The sequence below is a fragment of the Mesorhizobium sp. M7A.F.Ca.CA.002.04.1.1 genome (genome assembly GCF_004022805.1).
In the GTDB taxonomy this organism is placed as follows: domain Bacteria; phylum Pseudomonadota; class Alphaproteobacteria; order Rhizobiales; family Rhizobiaceae; genus Mesorhizobium; species Mesorhizobium ciceri.
This window is the reverse complement of sequence record NZ_RZPL01000146.1, coordinates 1-9781: the sequence shown is the minus strand read 5'-3', so window position 1 is coordinate 9781 and position 9781 is coordinate 1. Positions and strand designations below refer to the sequence as shown.

General features: G+C 57.2%; 10 protein-coding genes, 1 tRNA gene and 1 pseudogene. 3 read left to right on the top strand and 9 right to left on the bottom strand.

The genetic code is table 11. The features are described from left to right. Positions 1-188, bottom strand: a 188-nt coding sequence (locus ENZ75_RS10490) for a hypothetical protein (protein ID WP_127266668.1), incomplete at its 3' end; no start/stop codon positions are given. A 224-nt stretch (positions 189-412) separates the two neighbouring features. On the opposite strand from ENZ75_RS10490, the gene ENZ75_RS10485 reads away from it, so the two are divergent. Continuing rightward, a tRNA-Asn gene (locus ENZ75_RS10485) sits at positions 413-487 on the top strand. Between the two features lie 158 nt (positions 488-645). Then, the gene (locus ENZ75_RS10480; RefSeq protein ID WP_063168122.1) at positions 646-1914 is read left to right on the top strand and encodes a DUF6538 domain-containing protein; all 1269 of its coding nucleotides are present in this window, start codon (positions 646-648) and stop codon (positions 1912-1914) included. On the opposite strand, the gene ENZ75_RS34300 is transcribed toward ENZ75_RS10480, so the two are convergent. Beyond that, complete coding sequence (locus tag ENZ75_RS34300; RefSeq protein ID WP_063168123.1) at positions 1896-2108, bottom strand: hypothetical protein; 213 nt, start codon at positions 2106-2108, stop codon at positions 1896-1898. The genes ENZ75_RS10480 and ENZ75_RS34300 overlap by 19 nt on opposite strands. 34 nt (positions 2109-2142) lie before the next feature. After that, a complete protein-coding gene (locus tag ENZ75_RS10475; RefSeq protein WP_063168124.1) occupies positions 2143-2364 on the bottom strand; it encodes a hypothetical protein in 222 nt (73 codons plus the stop codon). A gap of 317 nt (positions 2365-2681) precedes the next feature. On the opposite strand from ENZ75_RS10475, the gene ENZ75_RS10470 reads away from it, so the two are divergent. Further along, positions 2682-3842 carry a hypothetical protein gene (locus ENZ75_RS10470; RefSeq protein WP_063168125.1) on the top strand — a complete coding sequence of 387 codons (1161 nt, stop codon included), beginning with the start codon at positions 2682-2684 and terminating at the stop codon, positions 3840-3842. 149 nt (positions 3843-3991) lie between these two features. Here the strand turns inward: ENZ75_RS10470 and ENZ75_RS10465 are convergent, their stop codons facing one another. The 6 genes and pseudogenes from ENZ75_RS10465 to ENZ75_RS10440 form a co-directional block, all read right to left on the bottom strand. Beyond that, positions 3992-4606, bottom strand: a complete 615-nt coding sequence (locus tag ENZ75_RS10465; protein WP_063168126.1) for a recombinase family protein — start codon at positions 4604-4606, stop codon at positions 3992-3994. Between the two features lie 216 nt (positions 4607-4822). Then, positions 4823-5674 carry a DUF3037 domain-containing protein gene (locus ENZ75_RS10460; RefSeq protein WP_063168127.1) on the bottom strand — a complete coding sequence of 284 codons (852 nt, stop codon included), beginning with the start codon at positions 5672-5674 and terminating at the stop codon, positions 4823-4825. Continuing rightward, positions 5671-6462, bottom strand: coding sequence for a HipA family kinase (locus tag ENZ75_RS10455; protein WP_206617027.1), 792 nt, complete (start codon positions 6460-6462; stop codon positions 5671-5673). Before ENZ75_RS10455 ends, ENZ75_RS10460 begins: the two co-directional genes overlap by 4 nt. Positions 6463-6668: 206 nt before the next feature. Next, positions 6669-8567 carry a DUF262 domain-containing protein gene (locus ENZ75_RS10450; RefSeq protein ID WP_063168129.1) on the bottom strand — a complete coding sequence of 633 codons (1899 nt, stop codon included), beginning with the start codon at positions 8565-8567 and terminating at the stop codon, positions 6669-6671. Between the two features lie 112 nt (positions 8568-8679). Beyond that, positions 8680-9195 carry a hypothetical protein gene (locus tag ENZ75_RS10445; RefSeq protein WP_063168130.1) on the bottom strand — a complete coding sequence of 172 codons (516 nt, stop codon included), beginning with the start codon at positions 9193-9195 and terminating at the stop codon, positions 8680-8682. Positions 9196-9249: 54 nt separating this feature from the next. Continuing rightward, positions 9250-9781: pseudogene (locus ENZ75_RS10440) on the bottom strand (restriction endonuclease subunit R); the annotation flags it as partial.

Here is a 9781-nt window from a genome sequence, read left to right as displayed (position 1 = left end):
TCATAGGACAGCACCAGCAATCCGAGCGGAACCATCCAGAAGCCGAGGATCGGCAGGAAACCGAGGATGCCACCGATGGTCAGCAGGATGCCGATCGTGATTCTGAGCCCGCGCGAGCGCGGCATTTTGAACTCGCGCCCGAAAACAGAGATTTTGCGCGCCGGCATCTGGTTGTCTTGTGCTGTCATCGTCTCGAAAGATTGACCCGTTTCGATCGTTCGCAAGCATGCTCAAACCAAAGCCGCCGCCGCGCTTTCGGTTCCATATCCCTGCCAAGACGGCTAATATGAGGGCATCCTTCGACGATTGCGAGAAAGGCCTATGCGAAAAAGCCTCGGAAAAATGTGAAAAGCTTCTTTGCAAAGCCGAAAAGGGCAGCTATAGGCTGCGCCACTCACATAAGAGCCTCCGTTCCCCGGTAGCTCAGTGGTAGAGCAACCGGCTGTTAACCGGTTGGTCGCTGGTTCGAATCCGGCCCGGGGAGCCAATTTCTGTGCTTTCAGCGCATTGCCAGACTTTCCAACGCTTTGGTTTAATTGAATAATCCGCGCCGACAGCGTCAGGTGATCAATCGGCACGCGGAATTTTGCTAAACATCCTGCTGCACATATTGCCATACACAGGCGCAGCGCGCATGGTAGCGGTATGAACGTCAAGCGCCGCAATAAGACCTTCCACATCGTCCGCCGAGTGCCTAAGCGCTATGCTGCAATCGAGCCGCGCACTCAAATCTGGATCAGCCTTCACACGGACTCCGAAACGGTTGCGCGACAGAAGGCTCCAACCGCATGGGCGCATATGGTCGAGGGCTGGGAAGCTACCCTTGCCGGCGCAACCGACGATGCCGAGCGACGGTTTGCAGCGGCGAAGGAACTGGCCGCCGTGCGCGGCTACAACTACCTGCCCGCTGATCGCATCGCCCAACTCCCCCGCGAAAAGCTGCTCGAACGTGTCGAGTCCGCCCTGAAGCTCAATGGCGATGCTGCCAAGATCGAGGCGCGCGCCGTGCTGGGCGGCGCTCCCGAACCGGGGATCAAAATCAGCAAGGCACTGGAGTTGTATTGGGGCTTTGCCAAGCAGGACACGATAGGCAAGAGCGAGGATCAGCTTCGCCGCTGGGAGCACCCCCGCAAACGTGCCATCGCCAACTTGATTGAAGAGATCGGCGACAAGGAGCTTTCAGAGATCACCGGAGACGACATGCTCGACTTCCGCGAAACATGGATGGAGCGGATAGCGGCCGGCGATGCCAAGCCCGACACTGCTAACAAGGATTTCCAGCACATCGGCAATATCCTTCGCACCGTGGTCAAGATGAAGCGGCTAGGGCTGGTCCTGCCGCTGGACGGCCTCACCTTCAAAGCCGACAAGGAGCGGACCCGCCCGCCTTTCTCGGTCGACTGGATCAAGACCAAGCTGCTTGCCCCCGGCGCGCTGGACAGCTTGAACACGGAAGCCCGGTGCATCCTGCTTGGCATGATCAACACCGGCTATCGCCCCGGCGAAGCGGCCGGGCTCATGCCGCACCACATCCGCCTGGATGTTGACGTGCCATATATCAGCATTGAGCCGGAAGGCCGGCAGCTAAAGAACAAGGTGAGCGAGCGTGTCATTCCGCTGGTAGGCGTGTCGCTCGAAGCCTTCAAGCACTGCCCGCAAGGCTTTCCGACCTATCGTTTCAAGGACAAGATCAGCGACACGGTGAACAAGTACCTTCGGGAACACGACCTGTTAGAGACACCGGAACATGTTCTCTACAGCCTGCGGCATTCTTTTGAAGACCGGATGATTGCCGCCAAGGTAGATGAGCGTATCCGGCGCGACCTGTTCGGCCATGCGCTGGGCAGGGAACGCTACGGCGAAGGCGCGACGTTGGCGCACAAGCGCGACATCCTTCAGAGCTTCGCCCTTTGAGCAGCGACGATTGCCCGCGCCCGGGCGATGGGGTCTCCCCTCGCCTCTTCGGCCGCGATTTCCGCCTCTAGCCGCGTGAAGATCGGCGCATAGATCGCATCTTCGACCACAAGCGACGCAACGAACGCGTGGGCGGCTTTGAGCCGGGCCAGCATGGACCCGTGATCGTCGGCTATGGTCGAAGAATGCAGCATGGCTTGGGCAACTTTTTTGAAACCGGGTGCAAACTCAGCGGCGCACGATATGCGCACCGATCCAGATGGCGGGCCAGGCAACCAAGAAGAGCGCCGCCGCGACCAACGCGGCCGGCCGGAGCCGCAAGAGATCGTCGACCACGGCGCGAGAGTTCGCCGCCACTGCCGGGCTGGCGTCGCGATTGGTGACGATGCCCTGAAGGAAGAGAACGCCCCCGGCTACCCAAAGCGCCGCGACCGGAAAAATGATGTCCATGAAAATTCACGCCCGTTTTGACCACGACCGGGAGTCTGGCACAGTTCGCCCGAATAGCAACACGAGCGCACGTCTGGCCCAGAAGCTTTCGCACTGCCATACGAAGTCTTCGTCAACACATTGCTTTGATTTTGCAACTTGTTGCAAACTTTTCCTGCCGATTACACTTCAGAAGCACTGTCGATTTGACCACGCTCATGGTAGATATGGGGTGCGCTGGTTCACGCTGCGCCGCGTGGACTGTCAACAGGGGCGGTGCCGCATTTTTCCTTGGTCGGATGGCGGTGCCGCCCCTCTCAGACCAAGGAATAGACCAAATGTCCCCTCACCTAGCCTATTCACGCCCTCAATCCGCCGATGCCACCACCGACGCGGACAACACCAACAATCCCCCAGACATCGACACGACAGAGCCAGTGCAGCAGCCGGACCAAAAGGAATGGCGGATGCACAGCCACTACAGGCCGGAGAATTGGCCATTGTCTCGCACGATTTCCCAACAGGGCATCATGCGGCAATACATCCGCGTCTGGCGTCACTACATACCGGTGGGCACGCGAGACACGATCCTGATCATCATCGACAAAACCGTGAACTGGGGCGTGAGCACGTGCTGGCTCACCTACAGGCAGATAATGCAGGCGAGCGGGCCGAAGGAAACGCAAGCCCGAGGGCATATCCAGTGGTTAGAGGCCGAGGGTTTCATCACGGTAGAGCACTCCCCCGGCAATGCCAAAGGTATGCGCATTACTCTCAACCTCGACTGGGAACCGTCCGACCCACCAGTGTCGCAAAAGGCACTCCCACGGAAAAGTGTGGGGGCAACTCCCACGGAAAACCGAGGGGGCAGGAAGGTGACCCCCACGGAACACCAAGGGGCTACCCCCACGAAAAGCCAAGGGACTACCCCAACGGAAAACCGAGGGGCATTTAGAGAGAACGTTTCAGAAGGAACCGCAGAAGGAAATTCAAAGCTCAGAGGGAATGATTACTCGCCGCCTGCCGGCAACGAGGGGTCGGCCCCGAAAACCGAAACGTCTCATCCTATCCGGCAACGCGTTCGCCCGGTCGTTCAAGGCGCTTCCGGGGAAAAGACGCCTCCGGCGAAAGAGAACCCCCCGGTTCCGGCCGCCCCCCTTTCCGGCCCTAATCAGTCCCCCCTTGACCAGACGGTTGTCCGGCTCACGCTGGAGGCAATCGAGGAGACGTTACACCGGTCTGCCGAACAGCATTGGCCGAACATTGCGGCACCGTGGCCGGATGACCAGCGCCGGGCGGTTGCGCAGTGTATAGCGACGAACTGGCGGGGGGCGCCCGGTGAGGCACACAGGTTCGCCGATTGGGTGGTGGCCACATGGTCCAACATCGAATTGACCTACGCTGGGCCGGAATACCCCGAAGCCGGCTTCATCCATCGGCACAACGTGTCGCTCTGTCGGACTTTCATGGCTCACCTCGGTAGATCGAACACTCAATGAAGCCAATGCACACTAGCCGCGATGCTCCCAGAAACTGCCGTCTTTGGAGCTACAAAAGCCGCAACGGCCCTTCGCATGAGTCTGCCACCGGGAGACTTTGCAACCGGGTGCAAAATGTCGCGGCCGAAAATTTCGGGCATCCGGCAGTCTTACCCCGCCACTCCCTTTGCCAACCTCGCCAGCGTTGACCGAGAGCATCCCGTTGCCGAAATGATGGTGCTCCAGCTTTGCCCGCTGGTGAGCATGCTTTGGATCGCTTTATTGCGGGCCTTGTCCTCAGGCCGGCCACGATATTTTCCCTCGCTCTTGGCTTTCGCGATACCCTGCGTCTGCCTACGCCGACGATCCTCGTAGTCTTTCCTAGCGACTGCCGCGATCACATCGAGCATCATGTTGTTGATTGCGTCTGCCATGCGGGACATGAACTCATCGGCATTCCCCGATGCCATGCCCCATGATGTCGGTAGGTCGAGGGCGACAACCTTGATGTGTCGATCTCTAATTTCGTCCTTTAGCTTATTCCAATCTGCACCGTTCAGCCTGCTGAGGCGATCCACCTGCTCGATCAGCAGGATGTCTCCTGGTTGGCAATCCGAGAGGAGTCGGAAGAGTTCCGGTCGTGCGAGGGAGGCCCCGCTTTCATTCTCCACATAGGTAGCGGCGATTTGCAGTCCACGTTCCTTGGCAAACGTGAGGAGGTCACCTTTGGCTCGGTTGGCATCCTGCTCTTTCGTTGAGGCTCGGAGATAGGCGCGGACGAACATATGAGGCCCCGGTTCGATATGAATGGTCTCATATTGTCTGGTACGATTAGGGTGGTCAAACGTTATTATCGAACCACCTAAAAACGCGGTCCGCTAAAGGCATACTCAAATGATTTTCGACGAGACAGAGTTGTGTGCCTAATCCTCGCCCCTCACGATCGTGAGCCGTTCCGACATGGCTGCTGATTAGCCATGCGGAGGCTGCACCATCACGGATCAAATCCGCTGATTGTGCGACCGAACTTCATCCTCGATTTCATCGACCAATGAGGCGATCTGCGTTTCCTCAACGATCTCCGGTGCGAATGGAGAGCCACGTAAGATCTCAAGCGCGTTTTTGTAGACAGGCATAAGCTGACGGTTCTCTGGCGCACCCACAATGAAATGCAGCTTCAACGGCTCTTGCGCGTCATCTGCGACAGCAGCAAGATGCCCACGCCAGCGACGGACCTTGTCCTTAATCCCATCAGCATCCGCCAAGTCTAACGACAACGGTTCATAGGCATGCCAACTGCCGTTCTTCCATGCGTGCTTGAACTCGATACTATCCGCTTTGCTGGATAAGACCTTCTTTTCCAGTTCCACGTTCAGATTCCGCTCGGCTAGCATGGTACGGACGGGCCGCCAGATATCCTCGTCAGTCTTCCTGGCCTTCACGGTCACATCGTAGCGGCCAACAAATCGCTCATAGAGACGCTCGAAGGTCTTCGATGGATCGTTGGTCACACCGGAGCTGACAGGTGACCATTGTAGGGAACTGTCGTCATTCGGTACGATTGACTTGGCGTAGGAGTCCAGTCCGCGATCTTGCCTGAACAGACCCTCCTTGGGCAGCATCTTGGAAGCGCCACGCATACCCCGCTCGACACTCCGCATAGCAGCCACGAAGGCCTCGCGATCGAGATCCGGGAACACGCTTTTGATACGGCCTATGGTCTTTCGCGTGCGCCACCTCAGGATGCCCTCACGTGAGACATGCAAGATCACGCCAACGTTCACGAACTCCCCGGTTACGATGTCGTGGACATAACGCAGGACAATGAAGTTGTAGGGATGGCGATCGCTCATTTCAGTATCCTCCGCACTTCATCCAAACACCCGTCGATGTTGTCTCGTGCATCTCGAATTAGCTTAAGCGCTGCGTGAACGGCGGCCTCCGAGCCAGCCCACTCGTCCGGAACTGCGGTCTGATAGCTCGCAATCACCTCATCTGACAAGTTAACCCAGCGATCCTTGATGAGATCATAATCAACATCCCGCCCCTTCAATCCCCCAACGAAAATATGGGCTCCTGGCACTCCGACCCAACTCAGGCCACCTAGTGTCCAGGGCGGCTTCCAGAACAGGAGTTGCTCAGTCATGAAAGCCAGCTCGTGATCGAATATCCGCAGATTGTCGCCCTTCACCAAGCAGTTGGGATTCCCGTCGCGTCGATCCGGATTCTGGATGATCGCATCGAAGATCAGAATACCAGTTGCGTCAGGCATCATTGTGTCAGTAATCAAATTGCCTTTCGCCCATGCTGCAAACTGGTTGGGAACACGCAGTGATCCGAATCCGACAGGTGAGCTCACGCCAAGCTTCTGGCGAACAGTCTCGTCTGAAACAGACTCTATGAACTCAGGGGGCAGCCGAACCCAATAGGGACGGGGAACAGGCAATCCGAGGTCCGCAGCCAAGCAGGCACCTATGCTCTCCCGAGACAAGCTCGACACCCCGGCATCGCATCCGCTGGATAGCTTGCAGAAAACCTCGACGGTCTCTCCTGCCGCATCCTCGCACATCAAAAGGATCGGAGCGGTGCGACCCTGAGAGGCCGGGCGCAGAAACTCTGTTGCCGTTACACTCTCCAGCAATTCACCCCCCCACAGGGACGGCGCTGTTGGCCATCCCTCTCCCTCAAAAAACTATGATCAGTCACACCAACTCCGCGGCCTGCGCGTACGCCGACACCAGCGTCGAGCTCGGCTTCACGGCATCATGCGGCACAAGCACATAGGACGACGGTTTCCGCCCATTCCCTAGCATGCTCGTTCGCATGGTGAACCCATTTCCGCGCCGCCTATTCCGCAGCGTCGGCCTGCTGCGTCAACGCGTGCCCTGCGCCTGCGTTCTGATTATTCTGCTCAGCAATCGTCGGGCCGGACCATATCGAAAGCGCCGTATCGAACAGCGCGCTTCCACGGTGTGAGACGGTCTCCTCATCCCATGCCTGGTACTGATGGAGTTCCCGGTTCAGCGCGAGCGCCGTGTGTGCTCTCACAGCAGGCATCTTGGTCGAGAACGATCCGTTCGAAGCCGACGTGTTCAGCTTCTGGGTCAGCAGTGTGAGGTTGCCGAGCTTGTTTATGATCTTGTCGCGGTCAACCTCGCGAGCAACCTGGTCAATATCCACCTCGCCGGCCGCAACGTGATCAAAACCCGGAACGGGCCAATTCTCGCGCCATTTTTGCGGCATGATGTGTTCGAGCGTCAAATCGCTCCGGATGGCGACGACTTCGCTGCGATCGTTCCTTTTCTGGTGTTCAAGCGCCTCGAACAGATACCGAAGGCGCGGCTGACGACTCCCTTTGTATTGGTCGCGACCAAGCCATTGCGCCTTCCATTCGCTGTCTGGCGGGAAACGGATCGCATCCGCCTGACTCGCGGACAGCAATTGATGAACACGCGCGACTGACACTTGGCCGCCCGCGCGAAGCTTTGCGATCATATCGACAAAGAACTTGTTGTAATTGGCGGTCGTGAGGCCGCAGATATCGCGCCTGACGATATAGGATTCGATCAGCCGGAGAGCATCGGGCAGCTCGCCTTCGTCCAGCGCGCTTTCGCCCGCTAGATAGAGCACGAGAGGCATGGCCGTTGACACGTCGAACGCCTTGGTAAAGCGCCCGAAGCGTCCCAAAGGATCATCGGTCGACTGATCCGATAGCCGTCGATGAACTGCCGCGCTTGCTGCGATCGATTCGAGCTCAGCTTTGATGGAGGTGAACGGCGTGAGGTCCAAAATCCATCTGCGATAGGATTCAAAGAGATCGTCGACCGAAACGGTCTCCGCTTTCTTCATTGTAAGGTGGTCGACAAGCAGCCAATCCAGGCGGGACTTCGTCTGACGACCGCGTGTATCCCCTTCCTTCCAGAACCAACCGTCGAGCGGGAGCCAGAAATCCTGGTACAGGCGGTCTACATTCAGAGAACCCTTGGTCTGTCCCAACCCTTTCGCTCGCTGAAAGATGAAGTTACGCATGAGATCACCGGCGGTCAGATCGACTCCCCGGCTGTTAAGCGTTTCGAAGATCGTCTGAGCGTCATCGCCACCTTCAAGTTCGATTGATACTGCTGCCAACCCGACGCGTAACGCCTCAAACAACTTCTCCATGCGAAAGGCATCATATTCACCATTCGGCCGGACGTGCTTTTCGATGCGATCCTTGAAGAACGCATGCGCCGCTACCGACGGGCGAACCACACCCTGCTCATCATCCAAACGGAAGGTTGCCGCATCCGACTTGTCCTCAGCGTCAACCACTCCGATGAAAGAAGCACGGTCGGTGAGTGACGGCCAAAGCTTGAACCGCTCGACTTCTGGCTGCTCCATTACACCATCGTTGAAGATGTACTTGGCTACCTCGTCCGCATATTCGGGTGAGTGGCAGGCTGCCACGTCCCTTAGGGCGGTCAGGAGCAACTGGAAGGTCGTAAGGCGCTGTTGGCCATCAATGACCTCAAACGCCTGCACCTGCTTGCCGAACGTTTTCACCTGCGAGATCACGATCGCTCCCATGAAGTGGGGCGCAGATAACACGCCTTCCGCCTCAAGCTTTGCCGCAGCCCGCTGAATATCCTCCCAAAGCAACTCCAGTTGGGGGGTCACTTTCCAGGCGTATTGCCGCTGATACAGCGGAATCAGGTAGCGTCTCTTACCGTCAAAAAGCTCTATGATCGATCTTGTAAATGGTCGCATTAGCCCTATTCGCCCCTAATCGAGTGTGCTTATAATTCGCTGAGCCAAACTACACTTATAGTTTTAAGCTATCCTCGCGCCTTCACCTGCGTGTCCCAATCAGCCGCTTTATCTACGAGAGAAGGATTGGATCAACAACATCGCTGGGCGATGGCTTGTCTGCCCGTTCGGTCGCCCTGTCGACGAGTTTTTCTAGTTCTCGGGCGAAATTGAACGGCCGCTGCTTTGTGAAAATCGGCGTGAGCGTCCAGAAGGGATTTTGAACCGCCGAAGGACGATCAAAATTCTTGTCCTTGCATAGAGAGAATTTTCCGGTGCCGTCCGTGTCGACCCTTCCATAACGGCGAAACCATTCGCTGATCGCCGATTTGTAAACTTCCTTTTCGACGGCATTCAGCAGAGAGTGAATGACCCGAACATCGTTGTGCCGCTTCACATGATCGAAAATTCCTAGCGCCACTTCATGGATGATCTTTTTCTCCGAAGATCCTCTTAGCTTGGTGCCATCGTTGCTCTGCAAGGTCGAAGAATATTTCTTTTCCAGTTTTAATAAGCTCTCTGGCGGCGTTCTGCTCTTGTCGCGTTTGAGGTCAGCCAGGAGTTTGAAGATCGGTCTTTCATGATTCATTCTGGTCACTGGACCGATGCCCCCTCGGGCCTTTTCAAAACCTTGGTCACGCCCTCAAACAAGCTCCCCTGCCTGCGAATAGGCCGAAACCAGCGAGGCCAGCGTCGCGCTTGGCTTCACCGCGTCATGTGGCACGAGCACATAAGTCCACGGCTTTCCGCCCGTATCCCTGGCGTGCTCATTTGCGTGATGCACCCATTTCCGGGCAGCCTTGGCCTTCGCCTGAACAATCGGGTCGGCCATCTCATTCTTCGCCTTGATCTCAATGATGAACTTGTCCTTGGTAGTCTCGACCACGAAATCCGGCTCGTATGACTGCCCGGACGCGTATTCGATCCTGAACTGACCGATTGCGGGTTTCATCCAGCGCAACACTCCGGCTTCGCTGGCAGCCTCCACGATGACCGCGAATTCCCGCTCTGTGTCGGAGTCGAATTTCTGGTACGGATAGCAGCACTTGGCGAAACCTTCGAAGACATATTTTGGTGTAAGGTTGAGCGGGCTGACTGGCGTTCGGAAATCCCGAACGAATGCCTCGCTGGGGACGTTGTAGGCCTGGGGCTTCATCACGACGAAACCCCTTGAG